Genomic DNA, 20,258 nt, shown 5'->3' with positions numbered 1-20,258 from the left:
CGCCGCACTCACCTGCTACAAGAAACTCACGAAGGCGAAATCAGCGACATGAGACACGGTCTTATCGACCAGTTGAAACGCGACTTTCCCGAGCGTTTCATCGAGCAGGCTATTCCGCGTCATGTAGCCCGCGAGATCCTTGCCCTTGGCATGGCACGCGAACCGGGTCAGCTGCTCGAATTGCCGGGCGTCGGCGAGAAGGCGCGCCAGCAGAAGGCCCGGTGGAAAGAGGAACGTGCTCGCGCAGAGCGAGAGCAGAAGGCCCGCGAAGAAAAGTCGCGGGTGCGGAAGGAAGCGGCCGAACGGGCGGCGCGCGAGTTCCCGACGATGGGAGAGATGCTGGCGCGCAAGCATGGGGAGTCACAGGCGGCGGAAAAGGGTGTCCGAACGGAAGCGGACGCAGCCGAGAAAACTCGCCAGCGAGAAACCGATGCAGCCGAGGAGGCGAAGAAGGCTCGCGAGGCCGCCGACCAGGTGGCACAGCAACGTCAGCGGGAGGCGGCTGCCCGGACCGCCGAACACGCTCAGCGGGCGCGGGAAGCGGCGGCGAAGCATCAACCCGGCGACATGGCACGCGAGGTGGCCGACCTGTTACGGGTCAGCCAGCCGACTCCGGGTGTCGAACCGCCGTCCCGCGCTGCTGTCGAGGCAGCGCGCACGCGCGCCGGTCGGGAGGAACGTGGGGTAGAACGGGGGATCGATCCACGATCCCGGCGGTGCTAGTTCGGTGACACCCGTAGTGCGGCAGCTGTTTTGGAGTCCTCGCACCCCGTGATCTGCTCCGGCGTCCCCTCGCACAGCACCCGCCCGCCATGGCGGCCCGGCCCCGGGCCCAAATCGATAACCCAGTCGGCGGCGCGGATCACGTCCACGTTGTGTTCGATCACGACCAGCGTGTTTCCCTTGTCTACCAAGCGGTTCAGGACTTCGAGCAGGGTGTCGATATCGGAGAGGTGTAGGCCCGTGGTGGGCTCGTCGAGGACGTAGAGGGTGTGCTGGTCGGGGCGGGCGAGTTCCTTGGCGATCTTCAGGCGCTGGCATTCGCCGCCGGACAGGGTGGTCAGCGACTGGCCCAGGCGCAGGTAGCCCAGGCCCACCTCGTCCAGGTGACGGAGCGCGCGGTCGATCGCCGGGACGGGCAGCCGCCGGGTCGCCTCCGCGACGGTGAGGTCGTCGATATCGGCGATGGACAGCCCGTCGACGGTATAGCCGAGCACCTCGTCGGTGAACCGCCGCCCGCCGCACGCCTCGCACACCACCTCCTGCCCGTCCATGAACGCCAGGTCGGTGTAGATCACGCCCGCGCCCTTGCACACCGCGCACGCCCCGGCCGAGTTGGCGCTGAACAGCCCGGCACTCACCCCATTGCGCTGCGCGAGCAGCTTGCGAATCGCCGGGGCGATGCCGGTATAGGTGAGCGTGGTCGACCGCCGGTTGGTGCTGACCGCCCGCTGGTCGACCACGGTGGCCGGATGCTGCTCGATCAGTTCGGCGACCAGGCTCGACTTACCCGACCCCGCGACTCCGGTGAGCGCGGTCAGCACGCCGGTCGGAACGTCGACGGACACATCGCGCAAGTTGTTGCGGCTGGCGTTCTCGATCCGCAGCTTGCCCGCCGGCACCCGCGGCGTCCGGGCCGTGCGCCGTGACCGCAGCCCGTGACCGGTCGGCGTGTCGGCCGCCAGCAGCGCGTCGAATCCCCCTTCGAACACCACCCGTCCGCCACCGTCGCCCGCGCCCGGGCCGATCTCGACGATGTGGTCGGCCGCCCGCATCACATCCGGGTCGTGCTCCACCACCAGCACCGAATTTCCCTTGTCCCGCAATGATTTCAGCAGCCCGGTCATGGGCGCCACGTCGTGCGGGTGCAGGCCGACGGTCGGCTCGTCGAAGACGTACAGCATCTCGATCAGGCTGCTGCCGAGATGCCGGACCGTCTTGATGCGCTGGGATTCGCCGCCGGACAGCGTGGTCGTGGGCCGGGCCAGCGACAGGTAGCCGAGGCCGATCGAATCCAGCGCCTCCAGCTTCTCGTGCAAGGCCGCGACCACCGGCGCCACATTCGGATCGCGCACGCCGATGACGACCCCGGCCAGCTCCTCGATCTCCATCCGGCTCATCTCGACGATGGTGTGACCCAGCACGCGGGCCGTGCGCGCCGCCTCGTTCAGGCGTTCGCCGTGGCAGTCGGGACACGGCGTCGAGTGGGTGAACCGCTCCACGACCGCGCGCTTGTGGTCCGACAGGGTGTCGGCGGTGTGCACGTAGATCCGCTCGAACCGCTCGACGACCCCCTCGTAGTCCTGCGGCGGTTTGGTGCCCAGCCGCGCGGCCGCGTCGCCGCCGTACAGCAGCGCCTCCCGCTCTCGCGCCGACCACTCCCGCAGCGGCGTCCGCGGATCGAACGACCCGATATCGGCGTACTGCCGGTACCAGTACTGTCCGTTGCCGAAGCCGGGAAGCAGGATCGCGCCCTCCTCCAGCGACTTGTCCAGGTCGAGCAGCCGGTCCACCTCGGTGGCGAGGGTCTCGCCCAGGCCCGCGCAGGTGGGGCACATCCCGGCCGGGTCGTTGAACGAGAAGTGGTTCGACTCGCCGACATACGGCTCGCTCACCCGCGAGAACAACAGGCGCAGATATGTGTACGCGTCGGTGATGGTGCCGACCGTGGATCGGGCATTGCCGCCCAGCCGCTTCTGGTCGATCACCACCACCGGCGACAGCCCCTCGATCAGATCGACGTCCGGGCGGCTCCAGCGCGGCAGCCGGTTGCGCACGAACGGGGGATAGGTCTCGTTCACCTGATATCCGGCCTCCGCGGCAATGGTGTCGAAGACCAGCGACGACTTGCCGGAGCCGGAGACGCCCGCGAACACCACCAGCTGCCCGCGCGGGACATCGATGTCGATGTGTTTCAGGTTGTTCGTCCGCGCGGCGCGAATACGAATATCAGCCATATCCCCAACCTACGAACAGATGTGGACAGATCATGACCGCATCTTGTGGATGATGGGCTATATGTGGATAACCGTTGATCACACCGGCACGCGTCGGGTCGGCTCGGAGCCGGGTCGACCCCGGCGTTGACCATGAGCGACCCGGCCTGGCCCCGCGAGGGCGACCGAGCCGACGTCACCCGCCGCGCCCTCGAACTACTGGCCTATCTCCAGACCGGCCGCCGCTTCAGCGGTGCCGAACTGGCCGAACGCTTGGGAATCAGCCCGCGCACGGTGCGCCGCGATGTGGAGCGACTGCGCGACTACGGCTACCCGGTCACAACGCAGCCCGGCCCGGGCGGGTTCTACCGCCTGACGGCGGGAACCACCTTGCCGCCCATGGTCTTCGACGACGACGAGGCCGTGGCGACCGTCGTGGGCCTGGGCTTGCTGGCCGCGACCACCGGCGGCCCGGAGGCCGGGGGCATCGGCTCGGCCGCCGACCGGGCCTTCGGCAAGATCGACCAGTTCCTGCCCAAGCGGCTGCGTTCCCGGGCGGTCGCCGTCCGCACCACGGTCGAGGCCGCGACCCAGCTCGCGCCCGCCCTCGATGCCGAGGTGCTGACCGCCCTCGCCGCGGCGGCCGCGCGACACGAGCATGTCGCGTTCACCTACACCTCGCCCGCGGCCACCACGCGCCGCCGGGTCGAGCCGTATCGGCAGGTGCATATGCATCTGCGCTGGTATCTGCTGGCCTGGGACCTCGATCGCGGCGATTGGCGCACTTTCCGCGTCGACCGGATCGGCGAGCTCGAGGTCGCCGCCACGCGATTCACCCCGCGCCCGCTGCCCGCCGAATCGGCCACCGAGTACCTGCGCGAAGCGCTCACGACGGGACGGCATCGCGCCGTGGTTCTCGTCGACGCACCCGCCGAACTCGTCGCCGACCGGTTGAAGTGGCAGGACCGCACGATCGAGGCGGTGGCCGATAACCGGTCCAGGGTCACCACGTGGATCGACTCCTTCGAATGGCTGGTGCTCCAGCTCGCCTTTCTCGACACCGATTTCGTCATCGAGGAGCCCGCGGAATTCCGGGAGCGCTCCCGGGCCATGGCCGCCCGCCTGCACCGTGCCGGAGACGAAAGACCTGGTAGCAAGGCCGTTGAGGATGCCAACGATTGAACTTTGTGCAACTATCCTCGCGGGTATGCCTCGCGACTCGCTGACCCGGGAACAAATCGTCCGCACCGCCATCGAACTGTTGGACGACGAGGGTCTGGACGGCCTGAACATGCGCAGTCTCGGCAAACGGCTCGACGCGGCCGCCACCGCGATGTACTGGCATGTGCAGAACAAGGACAATCTGGTCCGGCTGGCCGGGGACGAGGTGTGGCAGGAGATCGAGCTGCCCGATCTGGACGAACTCGGCTGGCGCGCCGCCGCCGAAGCCCTGGCCACCGGCATGCACTCGGTGCTCGAGCGGCATCCGTGGATGGTGCAGGCGATGGCGGGCTACCTCATGTACGGGCCCGGCAAGTCCCGCTTCGACGATCTCTCCCTTGCCGTGTACGAGCGCGCCGGATTCTCCCCCGCCGCCGCGGATCGGGCGCTCGCCGCGGTGTTCACCTACGTGCTGGGCAATGTCGTCGGCGCCGCGGCCACCGTCTCGCTGCGGCGGCGGCTGGGCCGCGACGGCGGCGATCCCGAGCAGCGGATGGCCGAGGCCATGGCCGCGGCGGTCGAGATCGCCGCCGACTTCCCGCACGTGCGCGCTCGCATCGATCAGCCCACGGACTACAACGAGGCCCCGGGCCGCAGCTTCGAATACGGTCTGGCGTGCCTGCTCGACGGATTCGCCGCGCGGCTCGCGCAGCAGCCGTTGTGACAATTCCACAGCAACGGGTAGGCACATCGCGGCCACGAGTCGATTCCGTAACAAATCGGGCGCGAAATTCGGTGCCGGGCTGGCACCATTGAGCCATGACTTCGCGGAGCGACGACGCGCCCGCGCCGCGGTCCCAGCGCCGGCGCACCCCACCCCCCACCGAGCCCACTGCTGAGCTCGGTGCCGCAGTGTGGGCCGAGCGGGCCGACCGGGCCGAATCCGCGCTCGTATCACGGCATTTGCGCATGCTGTGGCTCGTCCCGGGGGCGGAACTGGCGGTCGTGGGCTGGCCCGCGACACTGGCCGAGCGCGCCTTCTTCACCTGGCACTACTGGTGGCAGGCGCATCTGATCGACGTCGCGGTCGATGCGGCCAACCGGGAGCCGACCCCGGTCCGCAAGCGTCGGATCGCCGCCATCGCGCACGGCCACCGCATCCGCAATATCACCGGCTGGACCAACAACTACTACGACGATATGGCCTGGCTGGCAATCGCTTTGGAACGCGCCGAGCGCATTCAGGGCATCACCGAGGTGCGCGGCGGTCTGATCGCGCTGCGGCAGGACCTGTCGGCCGGGTTCGATCCGCAGATCGGCGCCGTGCCGTGGCGCAAGGGTTCCGACTTCTTCAACGCTCCCGCCAACGGCCCGGCCGCTATCGCACTGGCCCGCTTCGGCGAATACGAGCGGGCCGCGGAGATCGCCGACTTCCTGGACAAGACGCTGCGTGACCCCGATACCGGCCTGATCTTCGACGGCATCCACCTGCCGTCCGGGGAACTGGAGCGCCCGGTGTTCAGCTACTGCCAGGGCGTGGTGCTCGGCCTGGAGACCGAATTGGCCGTCCACACCGGCGAATTCGAGCATATCGAGCGGGTGCAACGGCTGCTGCGCGCCGTCGAGGAGCACCTCACCAGCGGCGGCATCGTCACGGGCGGGGGCGGTGGCGACGGTGGCCTGTTCAACGGGATCCTGATCCGCTACCTGGCGCACGTGGCGCTGATGCTGCCGGGGGACAGCACCGAGCAGCGGACGGCGCGGCGCACCGCGGCCGCGATCGTCACCGCGTCGGCCCGAGCGGCCTGGGACCATCGGCTGGAGGTCGAGGGGGATCCGCTGTTCGGCAGCGACTGGAGCAAGCCCGCGGAGCTGCCCACCGGCACGGCCGGTGCCTCGTACTTCACCTCGGGCGGCTCGGTGACCTCGTCCAAGACGCCCGAACGCGATCTGTCGGTGCAGCTGTCGGGCTGGCTGCTGATGGAGTCCGCGCACCTGGTGACGGCCGCGGGCCTCTGATCATTCGCGCTCGCGGGGAGCGCGCGCGGCGGAGACGGTGCAGTCGGCCTCGGCGTGCGGTACGTCGAGGTCGAAATCCTCGGCGGGGCGCGCCATCTCGATCCGGTACTGCCGGATGCCCAGCGCCGTGCCCACGATCAGGGTGACGACCAGCGTCCCGATCACCATCGGCATCAGCCACGACACCTGCTCCAGGAACCCGCCCGCGTAGTAGCCCACCAGCAGCAGCACCGGCGCCCAGATCACCGCGCCGATCGAGCTGGCGATCGTGTAGCGGCGGTGGTCCATCCCCGCGGCGCCCGCGACCAGCGGGCACAGCGTGCGCACCCACGGAATCCAGCGGGCGACCAGCACGGCCGCGAAGCCGTGCCGCTGCAGCAGTTCGGACACCCGGGTCAGATTCCGGGTGTTGATATAGCGGCCGTTCTTGCGGGCCACCAGGTGGTGGCCGGTGCGATTGCCGATGACGTAGCCGACCTGGTTACCGGCTATCGCGGCGATCATCGTGGCCACGGCCAGCCCCCACACCTGGGGGTGGCCGGTGGTGTGCGAGGCCAACACGATTCCGGCCGTCAGCAGCATGGAATCGCCGGGCAGGAACAGGCCGATGATGAGTGCGCACTCGAGGAACACGAAGACGATGACGACGGTCCAGACGAGTGCCGGCCCGGCGGACTGCAGCGGATCCAGTCCGCCCAGTGCGAGGGGTAGCGGCATTGTTGACAAGGGTCAGCGCGTGGGTTCGTTCGTCGGTACAGGGATGTCGGATTCGGCGGTCTCGGCCAGCACGGGCTCGCGGTTCAGCAGCTTGCGGCCGACCGAGATGATCGCGGGCAGGATCGAGAGGAACACGATGACGAGGAAGATGGCCTCGACGTGGTCGCGGATGAACGCGACATTCCCCAGGAAGTAGCCCAGCACGGTGACGCCGCCGCCCCACAGGATGCCGCCGATGATGTCGAAGGTCACGAACTTGCGGTAGTCCATCTTCGACACGCCCGCGAGCACCGGCATGAACGTGCGCACGATCGGCACGAACCGGCCCAGGATGATCGTCTTCGGGCCGTGCTTCTCGAAGAACGCGTGGGTCTCGGTGACGTAGCGCTGCTTGAAGAAGCGCCCGTCTTCCTTGTGGAACAGCGCCGGGCCGATGGCGCGGCCGATCCAGTAACCGCTCTGGTCGCCGAGGATGGCGACGAGCGCGGTGGCGGGCACCAGGATCCAGATCCCTACCGGCGGATTCGGCTGCGCCGCCAGCAGACCGCCGGTGAACAGCAGCGAATCGCCCGGCAGGATCGGGAACAGTAGGCCGGTTTCGATGAAGACGATGACCAGGATGGCCGGTAGCACCGCGTTCTTCAGCCACGTCTCCGTGAGCAGGTGCATCGGGTCGAGCAGTGCCCCGATTCCGGAGCTACTCGCGAGGGTGTCGGATATGGCCAGCAAGGTCACGGCCCCCACAGTACCGGCACAGTCGCTATAGCACCGAACCTCACGGCAACCTCTCAGGAGGTTGCTGGTCGGGCACTGTCGACCGGCCTCGATCGCGGTTGGCGGCCCGCCTTCCGTCCCGGGGACGGCGGAACTTAGGGTATTCCCAAGGAATTGTCGTACGCAGCACACACACGGAGGTCTTGCAGTGCCCATCGCGACTCCGGAGGTCTACGCCGAGATGCTCGGTCGGGCCAAAGAGAACTCCTTCGCCTTCCCCGCGATCAACTGCACATCGTCGGAGACGATCAATGCGGCGATCCGCGGCTTCGCCGAGGCCGGTAGTGACGGCATCATCCAGTTCTCCACCGGCGGCGCCGAATTCGGCTCCGGTCAGGGTGTGAAGGATATGGTCGTCGGCGCGACCGCGCTCGCGGAATTCGCGCACGTCGTCGCCGCGAAGTACGACGTGACCATCGCGCTGCACACCGACCACTGCCCCAAGGACAAGCTGGACACCTTCGTCCGGCCGCTGATCGCGATCTCGCAGGAGCGCGTCAAGGCCGGGAAGAACCCGCTGTTCCAGTCGCACATGTGGGACGGTTCGGCCATCCCGATCGACGAGAACCTCGAGATCGCCAAGGAACTGCTGAAGCAGACCGCGGCCGCGAACATCATCCTCGAGGTCGAGATCGGCGTCGTCGGCGGCGAGGAGGACGGCGTCGAGGCCGAGATCAACGAGAAGCTCTACACCTCGCCCGAGGACTTCGCCAAGACCATCGACGCGCTGGGCGCGGGCGAGAACGGCAAGTATCTGCTGGCCGCCACCTTCGGCAACGTGCACGGGGTGTACAAGCCGGGCAACGTGGTGCTCAAGCCCGAGGTGCTGGCCGAGGGCCAGCGCGTGGCCGCCGCCAAGCTGAACCTGCCCGAGGGTTCCAAGCCGTTCGATTTCGTCTTCCACGGCGGCTCCGGTTCGCTGAAGTCCGAGATCGAGGACTCGCTGAACTTCGGCGTGGTGAAGATGAACGTCGACACCGACACCCAGTACGCCTTCACCCGCCCGATCGCCGCGCACATGTTCTCCAACTACGACGGCGTGCTGAAGATCGACGGCGAGGTCGGCAACAAGAAGACCTACGACCCGCGCAGCTACCTGAAGAAGGCCGAGACCTCGATGGCCGAGCGCGTCATCGAGGCCTGCACCGACCTCGAGTCCGCGGGCAAGTCCGTCAGCGCATAGGCCCCGGCCAAAAGCACGCCGGGGATGCTGGAAAGTGGCATGCCGGGGATGCTGGAAAGTGGCATGCCGGGGATGCTGGAAAGTGGCATGCCGGGGATGCTGGAAAGCGGCATGCCGGGTGCTGGAAGAGGTCATACCGGGGCGCAGTAGGGCGGGTCATGGCGGGCGCGGTAAGGCGGTCACCCCGGAGTGCTGGAGACGGGCTGCCGGGGCCGCCACTCCCGCCTTCCGGCGTGGCTCATCCAGCCTTCCGGCGTGGCCCACTCCTTGTTTCCGGGATGCTTTTGGCCGGAAACCACCTCGGCGGGTACACCCGTTTTCCGGCGTATACGTATCGTGGGATCGCGGCGTACCTTGCCGGTGCGCCGGGCAGCTCGGTGTGCAATGGCCAATGTTGGTGTTAGGTAGTCGGACATGAGTCTCGATGTGCGGGTCCTCGGGCCGGTGCAGTTGCTGGTCGATGGTGTGCCCGTGCCGGTGGGCGGGCCGAAGCCGCGTGCGCTGCTGGCCGCCCTCATCGTGAATCGCCGCCGCGCGGTGTCGTCGCAGGCCCTGGCCGATATGGTGTGGAACGAGGATCCGCCGGACTCCTACCAGGCCAGCCTGCAGGTCTTCGTGTCCAATATCCGCAAGGCTCTGCGCAATTCGGGTGTGGACCCGGGAGCGGTGCTGCGCACCGAGTCCTCGGGCTATCGCTTCGAGGTGTCCGACAGCGGCTGCGATCTGGGCCGCTTCGAGCTGGCCCGGCGCTCCGGCGCCGAGGCGGCCGACGCGGGCAATCACGAGGCCGCCGCCCGCCGATTCGCCGCGGCCCTGGCCGAATGGACCGGCAAGGCGCTCGATGATCTGTCCGGGCTGCAGTTCGCCGACAGCTTCGCCACCGCGATGGACGAGGAACGGCTACTGGTCGCCTCCGCCCGCATCGATGCCGAGATCGCCTGCGGGCGCGCCTCTTCGGTGGTCGGCGAGCTGGTGTCGATGACGAACGAACATCCCCTGCGGGAACCGCTGTGGGCGCAGCTCATCACCGCGCTGTACCTGTCCGGTCGCCAGGCCGACGCGCTGGACGCGTGCCGCCGGGTCCGCGCCGTGCTCGCGAACGAACTCGGCATCGACCCCGGTCCGGCGCTGGTCGAACTGGAGAAGCGGGTGCTGCGGCAGGAGCCGCTGAACACCGTGGCGATCGCGCAGGCCGAACGGATGGCGGCCGCGATGACCGAAACCGTGACTGAGGCGCCGCACAGCGCACGCGGCGGGCGGCTGCGGCTGCCGGACGGCCGCGTGGTGCCGATCGCCAAGGGCGGCTTGAAGATCGGCCGGATGACCGATAACGACCTGGTGCTCGACGACCCCAAGGTAAGCCGCTACCACGCCCACATCCAGCCGAGCCGGGCCGGACTGCTGATCAAGGACCTGCACTCCGCCAACGGCATCTTCATCAACGAACTGCCGATCGACAGCGGCGCCATGCTCGCCGACGGCGACGTGGTCCGCATCGGCGCCACCACGCTCGTCTTCACCGCCGACGACTAGTATCCACGGCACACCCCCGGGCGCACTCGTCCTTATTTCCAGCACACTCGTTCCTATACCCGGCGCCTCGTCCTCATTTCCGGCGCTCGTCCTTATTTTCCCGCACGCTCGTCCCTATTTCCGGCATGCTTTTGGCCGGAATCCACTGCGTCCGAGATGTGGATCCCGGCCAAAAGCATGCCGGGATTGACGGCGGTGGTGGACGGCGTGCCGGGATTGATGGTGGTGGTGGACGGCGTGCCGGGATTGACGGTGGTGGTGGACGGTATGGCACGGAAACGGTTGTGCGCCATCGTTACTGCGGTGGGTCGCAGGCCACTCCGTTGCCGTCGGTGTCGAGCTGGCCGCGGTAGCCGCGCTGGCCCGGGTACAGCGGGCCGCCGTGTTCGGCCCAGACCTGGGCGCAGGTGGCGTAGAAGGGGTAGCCGGATTCGTCGCCCGAGGGCGGCAGCAGCACCGTCTCGTGCGGGCTGTCCGACCAGCCCGAACCGCCCGCGCTGGGGGCCGCCCCGCTGGAGCCCGGGGGCACGGAGCCGTCCCGGGGCGCGGCATCGGCCGACGGTGCGGCCAGCGCGGCGCCGAATGCGAGCAGGCCGGTCGCTGCGATGACCGTGAGTACGTGTGGGGTGGGCATATTTTTCACGGCGGCAATCCAATTCGAGATTCGGCGAACGCATCCGTCGCGGGGCGCCGGGCCCGCCGGTACTCCGGATCGGGCGGGTGGCTGCGGTCCTCGGCAGTCTCATCCACAGACATGCGGTGCTCCGAGCGGGATTCGGGGATGGAACCCACTGTAGGCGCGTTTGCTGAGAATCATCCACACCATTTCCGTGCCCGCGCTCGGCCGGATGGATCGCGGGGGACACATCGCGATCGAATATCGCGAATTGCCCCGTTCATCCCGGTAGTGTCTGGCGCGGGTGAGACCGCCGCGAACACCACGGACGTCGTGGCGGACCGATACGCGTTATGACACGGTTTCGAGGGGTTGGACCATGGCCGTGCGGCTGTTGGCTGCCGTTGGGGCGTTCGTCGTGGGCGCCGGGATGCTGGTGGGTACGCAGCACCCGGCGGCCGTCGCGGCGCCCGGCGCCGAATCCGATTCCGCCGCACCGATTCCCGGAATCGGCCCGTGCGCGACCGATCCGGCGCCCCGGCACGAATCGCTGGTGCCGAAGACACTCGAGGTGCCGGTCCCGTACCCCGTGGTGACGGTCGACCCAGGCGAACCGCCCGCCGGTCCGCCCGTCCGCACCCCGGTGGAGCTGCCGCCGGATCCGTGCACCAACCCGTGCCCGGACCTCACCGACGCCCCGGAACCGCCGCCGGGCCTGCTCGGCCGCCTGGGCCTGCCCGAACTGCTGCTCAACCCGAAACCGTTCTTCTTCGCGCTCCCGCCGGGCCCGTCACCCGACCCCGGCCCGCCACCCCCGCCGCGCGCCGACCCGCCGGTCGAGTCCGCGCCCCGCACCGCCGCCCCGGTCCCGCCCCGGGTGCGCGGCGTGCGCGAGGTCGCGAAGCTGACCGGCGCGAATTCGGTCAACCGCACGGATAAGCGGTGGCAGGTGCACGGGACCGACCTGGGCATCATGTGGGAGAGCGCCCCGGGTGAGATCGCCGTGGCGTTCGGCGACACCGTCGGCGTCGGATTCCATCCGCCCGGGGGCATGGGCGGTGACTGGCGCAGCAATCTGCTCGCATTCAGCAGCAATCGGGATCTGAGCCGGGGCGTCGTCATCGACAGCATGGTGACCGACGGCCGCTGTCACGCCGCGGAGGTCCTGCACAGTCGCAAGAAGGACAATATCGAGATCACCACGATCCCCACCTCGGGGTTCAGCATCGGTGACCGGCAATATATGAGCTACATGTCGATTCGCACCTGGAACAGCATTCCCGGCACGTTCTTCACCAACTACGGCGGCATCGCCTACTCCGACGATCACGGTCAGACGTGGACCAAGGATCCGCACGCCCGCTGGGACAATATCTTCGGCCTGGCGAATTTCCAGGTGTCCACGATGGTTCCGCACGGCGACCACGTGTACATGTTCGGCACTCCCAACACCCGCCTCGGCTCGGTGGGGCTGGCCCGGGTGCCCAAGGACCAGGTGCTGAACACCACGGCCTACCAGTATTGGCGCGACGGCAGTTGGACACCGGTGGGCGGCGCCGCGACCGCCACGCCGGTCGTCGACGGACCGGCCGGTGAGCTGTCGGTGCGCTACGACCCGGCGCGCGAGGTCTGGCAGATGAGCTATCTCGACACCGCGAAGGCCGCCATCGTTGTGCGCGAGGCGAATTCACCGCAGGGCGTCTGGTCCGAAAGCACCCCCACGGTCTCGGTGAGCCAGTACCCGGAACTATACGGCGGTTTCATCCACCCCTGGTCCACCGGCCCGGACCTGTACTTCACCATCAGCACCTGGAGCGACTACAACGTCTACCTGATGCACGCCCAACTGGGTTGACAACTCCCTACCATCCGGCGTACCACTCCCGCCATTCGCGGGTGCCACTTCCGTCATGCCCGGCATGCCACTCCCGTCATGCCCGGCGTGCTACTCCCGTCATGCCCGGGGTGCCCACTCCCGCCATTCCCAGGGTGCCCCCTCCCGTCATTCCCGGCATGCTTTTGGCCGGGATCAGCTCAGGCGGACCTCGGCGATCGCGCGGCCGAACAGCTTCTTACCGGCCGCGGTGCCGCTCAGCAGAATCGTGGCGGTGCGGCGCTCAGGATCCAAAGACTTGATCTTGCCGGTGAATTCGATCATGGCGGGCGTCGTCGGCTCGACCGGGACGAAGCCCGCGAACCGCACGCTGTAGCTCTCGATCGCGGTCGGATCCTCGAGCCAGTTCGTCAGGAACTCCGCACCCAGGCCCATGGTCAGCAGCCCGTGCGCGACCACCGTCGGCAGTCCGGCCAGCTCCGCGGCTTGGTCGCTGAAGTGGATGGGATTGGAGTCCCCGGAGACGCCCGCGTAATTCACCAGATCGCCGCGGGTCAGCCGCACGGTGGTGGCGGGCAACTGCTCGCCGACGCGCAGGTCGTCGAACTTCGGCGCCGTCTGAACCGTTGTGCCGCTGCGTGATTCGGCCACCTCGGGAATCGTGGTGGCCCGCTCGGGTTCGATGCCGAGCAGCACCTCGGGGTCGGCGTGATCGCCCGCGCGGCGGTGCATCACCAGTCCCTCCACCAGCCGCACGATATTCGGGTCGATCTCCTGGCCCAGGCGCGCCACGATCGTGGTCGTCCCCACCAGCACCACCTGGCCCGACTCGTCGGTCATGGTGGCCCGGACGGCGATGAAGTCGTTGCCGCGCATCCGGCGGATCGACTCGATCGCCGCCTCGATGAACAGCCGGTCGCCCGCGACGATCGGGCGGTGGATGTCGAATACCTGATCGGTCTGCAGGATCTGGGACAGGTCGTACTCCGTCAGCACCGTGTCCAGCAGGGCCCGGGTGGTGGTCATGCCCATCACCGACGCGAAGGTGGGCGGGGCCAGGATGCCGTCGATCCCCAGCTTTCCGGCGTCGGCCTCGTACCAGTGCGCCGGATGGGTGTTCTGCACCGCCCGGGCGAATTCCCGGATCTTCTCCCGGCCGACGTCGTAGTGATCCAGAATCCGGAAATGCCGACCCGCAGCGGATGCGGACGCCGGCGCTTCGGGTGCCAGCTCCGGCATATCCCTTGCTCCCTGCTCGAACTCTTACTGCATAAACCCTGGTGCGGCCGCCTCTCGACCGCGGGCGGCCGGACAATTCGGAACATCCTACCGGCGTGTCGGACCAGCGACCAGGTGTCTGTGATGTTCATCGCCGACGGGAGGCCGGACGTCACGGGTCCGCGACGGATATCACAAACCCGGCGGTGTGTCGGGTCAGCCAGCGGCGTTCGGAGGATCGCACACCTTCCAGCCATCCGGGGTCTGCTGCAGGTCGAAGGTGCGCGCGATCCGGTTGTCCGGGGCCGCCTCGGTGTACACGCTCGCCTGCGCCACCGCCTTGTCGCCGGTGATCTGGACGGAGTCCACGCTGTCGACCTTCGGCACCTTCTTCTGATCCACCGACAGCCGATAGACGCCCGCGAACTGGTCCGGCGCGATATTGGCGTAGAAGTCGTGCAGCGGGCCGCAGGTGGCCGCGCGCAGGTCGTCGAGGTTACCGCCGTCGAGCGCGGCGGCGTAGTTGTTGACGGCCGCCGTCACCCGGCCCTCGGGCGAGTTGTCCGTGCCGTTGCCGACGAGCGCCACCACCGCCGCGATCAGCGCGATCACGACCACCACCGCCGCCCCGGCCACGATCAGCCAGCGTTTGTTGCGGCCGCCCGCCGGTGTGGTCCCGCCCGGTGTGGGACCACCCGGCGGGGGCGCGGCGGGTGGCACGTGCTGCGGTGGCGCGACCTGGCGCGGCTGCGGCGGGCGCGGCGAGAGCGGCTGCGCGGGCATCGTCGGCTGGGCGTCGGCCGGTGAGGGAGCGCTCGCGGCCTGGCGCGGCTTGGCGGGCGGCCGGGCCACCCCGGCCGCGGCGGCCTGGGCCGGACCCGAGGGGCCTTGCGGGACAGGGTTCTTCGGACCGCCGCCCTGCCGCGGGGCGGCGGGCGCGCGGGTGACCGGCGGCGGTCCGGCGGGCGGGGGCGCCGGGCGATCGCCCGGCTGTGCGCCGGGGCGCGGCTGATCGGCGCCCTTGTCGCCGGGGCGCTGCACCGGCAGCACCGTGGTGGCGGCATCGGACGGATTCGAGATCGCCGGAATCGCGGCGGTTTCCGCATCGCCGGTGGCGTTGCCGGGTCGCGAGCCCGGTTCGCCCTTCCCGGAAGTCTTTCCGGACTGCTGCGAGGTGGACTTGGGGATGGCCTCGGTCTGGGCCTCCGCGGCCGCTCCGGACCGCTTGATCGAATCCACTGTCGGCGAGGGACCCGCGGGCGATGCGGAGTGGTCGGCGGTACCGGGCTCGCGTGCGGCGGCGGGTTCGGTGCGCGCGCCCGGCGGACGGCCGCCGGTTCGTGCCGCGCCGGTGCCAGACTCCCGGCTCGTGCTCGAATCGGGTTGCGCCGGGCCGGAAGCGGGCTTGTCGCCGGAGCCCGCAGCGGTGGAGCCGGGCTCGGGGCCGTTCGGATCGGGTTGGGCCGCAGTCGATCCGGAGCGTTCCGAGGCGCCCGCGCGGTTCGGTTCCGGGCGCTGCCGCGCGGGCACCGGCTCGGTCGCCGCCGTCTGCGGGCCGCTGCCCGCCGGTTCCTTGTTGCCTTGTGCGGCGCCCGGCTTCCCGGGGCCGGTTTGTGCTGCGGGCGAATTCGACACTTGTTCCGCGGTGGCCTGTGGCACCGGCCGGGTAGGGGCCGCCGCGTTGTCCGAACCTCCGCTCTCGGGCTCGGACGGCAGGCGCTGTGCCGCAGGAGGAGTTGACGAGTTGGAGGGGCCGAGGCGCGAGGCAGTGCCGCGGGCGGGAGGGGTGGCGGTCTCGGCGGGCGGGGTGGCGCCGGGCCGCGGCGGGATGGGTGGCTGCGGGGGCGGGGTGACCCCCGGCTTCGCGGCGCCCGGATCCTTGCGGATGGCCTTCGTCTGCGCCGCCGGAGAGACGATCGGCTCGGTCGGACCGGCGGGGGCGCGCTCGGTCCGGTCGGCGGGGAACTGGTCGCGTGAGATGCGCTGAGTCTTCCCGGCGTCGGATCCGCCCGCATCCGGCCCGGCGGGGCCGGACGGCGGTGTGCCGGGCGCAGGGCGCTGCTCGGCGCCGGCGGACCCGGGCGGTGCCTGCCGTTCGGGCTTCTGATCGTCGTTCGGGTCGGACACGCGCTACCCCTCGCTCAACGTCAACAAGTGAACTCGACGGTCAGCCTAATGGGCGCAGTCGCGAGTAGCCGCCCCAAACCCGCGCACGGCCGAAGCGAATGCGAAGGTACGCCTATCGAGTATTTCGGGCAGCGGCGCACAACGCGGCGTCGGCAGCCGATTCGCGCGACCACGTCGGGCTCCGGAAACGCCGACGTAGATAATGAACCGCATGACCTCCTTCGGCGATCTGCTCGGACCGCAACCGGTACTACTACCCGAGAACTCCGACGCGGAACAGGCCCTGCTGGACAACGAGGACCCGGTGCAGGTGGCCGCCGCCAACCCGACCGCATCGGTCGCCTGGGCCCAGCTCGCCGAGAACGCGCTGGCCCGCGCCCAGGCCGACGGCGCCGAGGTCGAGGGCGCCGGCCAGGTGAGCCCCGACATCATCGCCGCCTACGCCTTCGCGCGCACCGGCTATCACCGCGGCCTTGACCTGCTGCGCCGCAACGGCTGGAAGGGCTTCGGCCCGGTGCCGTGGAGTCACGAACCCAACCGCGGCTTCCTGCGCTGCGTCGGCGCGCTCGCGCGGGCGGCGCGGGTGATCGGCGAGGCCGACGAATACGCGCGCTGCCTGGACCTGCTCGAGGATTGCGATCCCCGGGCCGCAGCCGAACTCGGCCTGGACTGACCGCACATCGCATTGGCCAACGCGACATCGCTCAACATCGAGGCCGTCCGCGACAGCGGTAGGCAGCGGCTGCGCAACGCGCGGCAGCGGCTGCGCAAGTCCGCGCTCCCGATCGTCCAGTGCGCGGTCGGCGCGGCGCTGGCCTGGTTCCTCGCCCACCACGTGGTCGGCCACCCGCAGCCCTTCTTCGCCCCGATGGCGGCAGTCATCTCGATCGGCGTGTCGTTCGGGGCGCGGCTGCGGCGCTCGGTGGAGCTGGTCGCGGGGGTCGCGGTCGGCATCGGGATCGGCGACTTCTTCATCGCCCGCGTCGGGACCGGGCCGTGGCAGATCGCGCTGGTGGTGGCGTTCGCGATGGCGACGGCGGTCTTCCTCGACGGCGGCGCGATCATCCCCATGCAGGCGGCCAGCTCCGCGGTGCTGGTGGCGACGCTGATGCCGCCGCACACCGGCGGCGGCGCCAACCGGATGATCGACGCCCTGATCGGCGGCCTGGTCGGCATCGTGGTGGTGGCCGCCATCCCGCTGCATCCGGTGCGGCGGGCGCGTCAGCAGGCCGCCGACATTCTGTCGGTGATGGGTAAGGCGCTCACCGACTGCGCCGACGGTCTGCACGAGCAGGACTCCGAAAAGGTCAGGCTCGCACTGGAATCCGCCCGCGGCACGCAATCACAGATCGACGGGCTGCGCAGCGCGCTGGAGGGCGGCCGCGAGGTCAGCCGCATCTCGCCGCTGTACTGGAATTCGCGGCGGCGGCTGGAGACCATCCGCACTGCGGCCGACCCGCTCGACAACGCCGTCCGCAACGCCCGCGTGCTGCTGCGCCGCGCGCTGACCCTGGTACGCGACGACGAGATCCTCGATCCGCGGCTGGTCGACGAGGTGGAGGACCTGGGCAAGGCGCTGGACGTGGTGCGGCGCTATATGATCGCCGATCCGGGGGAACAGCCCGACGCTGCCGAGGCGACTCGGGTGTTGCGGCGGGTGGCCAAGGGGGCGACCAAGGATCTGGTGGATGGGTCGGGGTTGTCGGCGCATGTGGTGTTCGCTCAGTTGCGGTCGATTGTGGTGGATTTGATGCAGGTGTGTGGGGTTAAGCGGTTGTCGGCGATCGCGTTGTTGCCGCCTACGGTGGAGCATCCGTATGTGAAGCCGGAGGAGTAGGGGTGGGCTCGCTCCTGCGTGGGCGGTGGTGAGTGAGCTTCCGGGGCGTGTCCGGACCGGACAGGGGGCTCGCGGAGCAGGGCTTTGATGGGGTCGGGGGCTGGATGTGAGTGACCCGGGAGTGGGTTGCGAGGTGCCCGATTCGCTCTGTGCGCGTGGGTGGTCGATCTTCGGGTAGTGGACTACTCGTGTTCGGGATGTGGTCCGGCCGTAGCGTTTTCATCGACCGCGCGACGAGGGGTGGCGCGGTCGGAACTTCGCGGAGGCGGCGGATGTCCGAGGGCCATATGGTGTGGTGGCCTACTGGGCGTTCGCGGCCCGAGCGAAGCGGGCCGCTCGGTTCATCGGGATCGGGCGGCCCTACCGGGAGGGGAAAGTTGGGGGGAGGTCCGGGCGGTGGTGGCGGTCAGGTGGTCGAGCCGGTGCTGGTCACATCCAGAACCAGGTGAGGCTGCTGCCGTACCGCCACCACCGCCACGGCACCCCGGACAGGTCGAACAGGGCGTCGACCAGGCTGTAGAAGGCGTCCCGCAGCGGCGGTACGCCCCACAGCACGGCGAACAGCAGCAGGAAGCCCCACGGCTTCACCTGCTCCAGTGACCGCCGGGTCTGATAGCTCAGCGACGGTTCCAGCAACCCGTATCCGTCCGTGCCGGGCACCGGTATGAGATTCAGCACCGTGGCGATGATCTGCAGGTAGGCAAGGAAACTCAGGCCGAACCAGAACGCCGGATGCGAACTGGCCGAGCCGAACAGCCGCACGATCAACAGCAGCACCACCGCGCACGCGGCGTTCACCGCCGGACCGGCGCCGCTGATGGCCCGCTGGGTGCGCGCGGAGAAACTGCCCGACTGCAGGTAGACCGCGCCACCGGGTAGCGCGATCCCGCCGATCGCGATGAAGATGATCGGCAGCACGATCGACAGCACGGGATGGCTGTACTTGAGCGGATTCAGCGTCAGATACCCGCGTAGCTCCACCTCGCGATCACCGGCCCGCCACGCGGTGTAGGCGTGCCCGAACTCGTGCAGGCACAGGCTGACGATCCAGCCGAACACGACCATCACGAACACGCCCAGCTTCGCCTGCGTCGACGACAGCTCAGCTTCCCACGCGAGCGCCCCGCCGCCCGCGGCGATCACGATGATCAGCAGGAACACCGGACTCGGGCGCACCGCACCCGACATGCGCCGGGCGCTGAACGGGCGGCTCATCGGACCAGCAGCCAGGGCTCGTGATGGCGATAGAAACTCGACCGCGGCACCGTCCGGTCGCCGCTGATGCCGTCGCGGGTCACCAGCGCACCCGGCGAGCCCAACTGGACCGCGCGACCGGCCACCCAGCGGCGCTTGCGCAGGCCCCGCACCACCGTGGCCCGCACGCCGGGCATGTCCAAGGTCGGTGAAACATTCAGCGCCCCAACCTTCCCCGTGAACAGCCGGACATCGTCGACGTAGGCCTCGCCCTCCAGCTTGCCACCGTTCGGGCCGGTGACGGTGGCCCGGCCGACCAGCACCCTGCCGGTGTCGTCGCGGATCAGCGGAGTCGGGGCGGGCTTACCCTCGAGGGCGCGCTTGGCGGCCGACGAGCCGGTGCCGGTCTGGTAGGCCCGGGAGCCGTAGGTGCGATCCACCGGGACATAACCGATCTCGACGCCCAGCCGCGCGGTGCGCAGCAGATGGGTGAGCACCGCCGCGAGCCCGGCGTCCTCACCGAGCACGATCAGTCGCGGCAGGCTGTCGGCCGCCAGCACCGGCAGCAGCTCGTCGAGTTCGGTGGCATCGGGCAGCGCGGCGGTCTGCGTCATCGGCAGCGATGCGAGTGCGATCGGCACCGGAGCGCCGTTGCAGCGGAGAACATGAGTACTCAACTGCGGAACACCCTCCTCGGACCTGACAACTCCATCGTCCTCGCTGCGCTCGGCGGGCCTTTCTGGTCCGCCTTTCCCGAGCCACCATAGCTGTGCTCATTGGCCTTCGCTTCGCTCCGGCGGGGTTTTCGGCGCCTGGGAGTCTCGCGCCGAAAACCTCCCAGGTGTTGTTGCTTGGGGTGGCGGATCGGAGGAAGAATTTCGTGGTTTCCTCCAACTCGGGTTATTTCGCATGATCGCGGGAGGCCTCAGGGGCTCGGCGCGTGTCATCGCCGGGCGAAAAGTGTTGTCGCGATAGGCATCCGGTTCGGGGGTGTGCTCCGGGCCACAACTGCCTGGTCGGGTCCCGGGTGGCGATGGTGGCATCCACTAGACTCTGCCTCCGGCCACCGCCTCGGAAACGGCAGGTAGCTGCAGCATCGGGGATGTTGC

17 protein-coding genes and 1 pseudogene are annotated in these 20,258 nt (G+C 69.2%); 9 read left to right on the top strand and 9 right to left on the bottom strand.

Annotation, left to right across the window (positions count from 1 at the left end; all coding sequences use genetic code 11):
• Positions 1 to 723, top strand: a pseudogene (locus tag ACYVLQ_RS12375) (hypothetical protein); the annotation flags it as partial.
• On the opposite strand, the gene ACYVLQ_RS12370 reads toward ACYVLQ_RS12375, so the two are convergent.
• Positions 720 to 2,957, bottom strand: a complete 2,238-nt coding sequence (locus ACYVLQ_RS12370) for an ATP-binding cassette domain-containing protein (RefSeq protein WP_460697567.1) — start codon at positions 2,955 to 2,957, stop codon at positions 720 to 722. The pseudogene ACYVLQ_RS12375 and the gene ACYVLQ_RS12370 sit on opposite strands and share 4 nt — an antisense overlap.
• A 132-nt stretch (positions 2,958 to 3,089) precedes the next feature.
• Here ACYVLQ_RS12370 and ACYVLQ_RS12365 point away from each other — a divergent pair, with 132 nt between their 5' ends.
• The 3 genes from ACYVLQ_RS12365 to ACYVLQ_RS12355 all read left to right on the top strand — a co-directional run bounded on the left by ACYVLQ_RS12365 (position 3,090) and on the right by ACYVLQ_RS12355 (position 6,116).
• Complete coding sequence (locus ACYVLQ_RS12365; protein WP_460697566.1) at positions 3,090 to 4,118, top strand: helix-turn-helix transcriptional regulator; 1,029 nt, start codon at positions 3,090 to 3,092, stop codon at positions 4,116 to 4,118.
• Positions 4,119 to 4,143: 25 nt separating this feature from the next.
• A complete protein-coding gene (locus tag ACYVLQ_RS12360; protein WP_460697565.1) occupies positions 4,144 to 4,821 on the top strand; it encodes a TetR/AcrR family transcriptional regulator in 678 nt (225 codons plus the stop codon).
• A gap of 245 nt (positions 4,822 to 5,066) precedes the next feature.
• A complete protein-coding gene (locus ACYVLQ_RS12355) occupies positions 5,067 to 6,116 on the top strand; it encodes a glycoside hydrolase family 76 protein (protein WP_460697576.1) in 1,050 nt (349 codons plus the stop codon).
• Here the strand turns inward: ACYVLQ_RS12355 and ACYVLQ_RS12350 are convergent, their stop codons facing one another.
• Together ACYVLQ_RS12350 and ACYVLQ_RS12345 are read right to left on the bottom strand one after the other, a co-directional pair.
• Entirely contained in the window at positions 6,117 to 6,833 is a 717-nt protein-coding gene (locus tag ACYVLQ_RS12350; RefSeq protein ID WP_460697564.1) for a DedA family protein, read from the bottom strand. It abuts the gene before it with no gap.
• Between the two features lie 12 nt (positions 6,834 to 6,845).
• Positions 6,846 to 7,502, bottom strand: a complete 657-nt coding sequence (locus ACYVLQ_RS12345) for a VTT domain-containing protein (RefSeq protein WP_460697575.1) — start codon at positions 7,500 to 7,502, stop codon at positions 6,846 to 6,848.
• Between the two features lie 253 nt (positions 7,503 to 7,755).
• Between ACYVLQ_RS12345 and fbaA the strand changes: the two genes are divergently transcribed.
• Both fbaA and ACYVLQ_RS12335 read left to right on the top strand, forming a co-directional pair.
• A complete protein-coding gene (gene fbaA / locus ACYVLQ_RS12340) occupies positions 7,756 to 8,790 on the top strand; it encodes a class II fructose-bisphosphate aldolase (protein WP_460697563.1) in 1,035 nt (344 codons plus the stop codon).
• 414 nt (positions 8,791 to 9,204) lie between these two features.
• Complete coding sequence (locus ACYVLQ_RS12335; protein WP_460697562.1) at positions 9,205 to 10,323, top strand: BTAD domain-containing putative transcriptional regulator; 1,119 nt, start codon at positions 9,205 to 9,207, stop codon at positions 10,321 to 10,323.
• A gap of 92 nt (positions 10,324 to 10,415) precedes the next feature.
• Here ACYVLQ_RS12335 and ACYVLQ_RS12330 read toward each other — a convergent pair whose 3' ends face one another.
• Together ACYVLQ_RS12330 and ACYVLQ_RS12325 are read right to left on the bottom strand one after the other, a co-directional pair.
• Complete coding sequence (locus ACYVLQ_RS12330; protein WP_460697561.1) at positions 10,416 to 10,616, bottom strand: hypothetical protein; 201 nt, start codon at positions 10,614 to 10,616, stop codon at positions 10,416 to 10,418.
• 2 nt (positions 10,617 to 10,618) lie between these two features.
• Positions 10,619 to 10,957, bottom strand: a complete 339-nt coding sequence (locus ACYVLQ_RS12325; RefSeq protein ID WP_460697560.1) for an excalibur calcium-binding domain-containing protein — start codon at positions 10,955 to 10,957, stop codon at positions 10,619 to 10,621.
• A 361-nt stretch (positions 10,958 to 11,318) separates the two neighbouring features.
• Here ACYVLQ_RS12325 and ACYVLQ_RS12320 point away from each other — a divergent pair, with 361 nt between their 5' ends.
• Entirely contained in the window at positions 11,319 to 12,794 is a 1,476-nt protein-coding gene (locus ACYVLQ_RS12320; RefSeq protein WP_460697559.1) for a DUF4185 domain-containing protein, read from the top strand.
• 174 nt (positions 12,795 to 12,968) lie between these two features.
• On the opposite strand, the gene ACYVLQ_RS12315 is transcribed toward ACYVLQ_RS12320, so the two are convergent.
• Together ACYVLQ_RS12315 and ACYVLQ_RS12310 are read right to left on the bottom strand one after the other, a co-directional pair.
• Complete coding sequence (locus ACYVLQ_RS12315; RefSeq protein WP_460697558.1) at positions 12,969 to 14,012, bottom strand: fused (3R)-hydroxyacyl-ACP dehydratase subunits HadA/HadB; 1,044 nt, start codon at positions 14,010 to 14,012, stop codon at positions 12,969 to 12,971.
• A gap of 195 nt (positions 14,013 to 14,207) precedes the next feature.
• Positions 14,208 to 16,118 (bottom strand): Rv0361 family membrane protein, encoded by a 1,911-nt coding sequence (locus ACYVLQ_RS12310; protein ID WP_460697557.1) that lies wholly within the window; start codon positions 16,116 to 16,118, stop codon positions 14,208 to 14,210.
• A gap of 211 nt (positions 16,119 to 16,329) precedes the next feature.
• Between ACYVLQ_RS12310 and ACYVLQ_RS12305 the strand changes: the two genes are divergently transcribed.
• Together ACYVLQ_RS12305 and ACYVLQ_RS12300 are read left to right on the top strand one after the other, a co-directional pair.
• Positions 16,330 to 16,791 (top strand): DUF3151 domain-containing protein, encoded by a 462-nt coding sequence (locus tag ACYVLQ_RS12305; RefSeq protein ID WP_460697556.1) that lies wholly within the window; start codon positions 16,330 to 16,332, stop codon positions 16,789 to 16,791.
• Between the two features lie 12 nt (positions 16,792 to 16,803).
• Positions 16,804 to 17,955: an FUSC family protein gene (locus ACYVLQ_RS12300; protein WP_460697555.1), complete on the top strand. Its 1,152-nt coding sequence runs from the start codon at positions 16,804 to 16,806 to the stop codon at positions 17,953 to 17,955.
• A gap of 429 nt (positions 17,956 to 18,384) precedes the next feature.
• Here ACYVLQ_RS12300 and ACYVLQ_RS12295 read toward each other — a convergent pair whose 3' ends face one another.
• Complete coding sequence (locus ACYVLQ_RS12295) at positions 18,385 to 19,170, bottom strand: site-2 protease family protein (protein ID WP_460697554.1); 786 nt, start codon at positions 19,168 to 19,170, stop codon at positions 18,385 to 18,387.
• Positions 19,167 to 19,826, bottom strand: coding sequence for a hypothetical protein (locus ACYVLQ_RS12290; RefSeq protein WP_460697553.1), 660 nt, complete (start codon positions 19,824 to 19,826; stop codon positions 19,167 to 19,169). Before ACYVLQ_RS12290 ends, ACYVLQ_RS12295 begins: the two co-directional genes overlap by 4 nt.
• Positions 19,827 to 20,258: the final 432 nt, after the last annotated feature.

The organism is Nocardia thraciensis (assembly GCF_054782435.1).
This window is presented reverse-complemented; position numbering and strand designations above follow the sequence as displayed.